Genomic DNA, 574 nt, shown 5'->3' on the forward strand with positions numbered 1-574 from the left:
GGGCGTTGTTGCCCAAATCGACTATTGAAACGCCCTTTCCTCCGGCCTTGAGCGATGGCTACACTCGGGGCCTTCTGATAGGTAGACCAAGGGCGTTCAGTTTGTTCATGGCACAGACATAGGCCATCACTTCACCCACTTGGTTGTTGTACTTGCGCAAGCTCAGTTTCCCCGTCAGCAACTGCTTGAAACGGCACATCGCCGTTTCTGCCAGCGAGCGCCGATGATAACCGGATGCCTTCTTCCAATGAGGTAGCCCCTCCTTGCGCATGACCAGCACCGCATCATTACGCGGATGTCCTTCCTCCCATAATCCAGCATTCTTGCGTGGTGGAATGCAAGCCGTGGCCCCTTTGCGGGTTATCAATTCATGGCAGGCCTTGGCGTCATAGGCACCATCGGCATACACCGTGCCCAGCTGACGGCGCAGTGGATTAAGCAGCGTGGGCAAGACTTCGGCATCATGGACATTCTCCAGCGAGACCTCTGCCGCCACGATGTCATGGCTGACAGGGTCCACCGCCAGATGCAGCTTGCGCCATACCCGGCGCTTCTCATGGCCGTGTTTCCTGAC

1 protein-coding gene is annotated in these 574 nt (G+C 57.1%); it reads right to left on the minus strand.

Going from position 1 to position 574, the window contains the following annotated elements:
- Positions 1-58 precede the first annotated feature (58 nt).
- Positions 59-574 (minus strand): IS5 family transposase (locus tag OKC30_RS21340; protein WP_270809847.1); only part of this gene is annotated, 516 nt, incomplete at its 5' end.

This window comes from Aeromonas sp. QDB18, assembly GCF_027705325.1.
GTDB lineage: Bacteria > Pseudomonadota > Gammaproteobacteria > Enterobacterales > Aeromonadaceae > Aeromonas > Aeromonas caviae.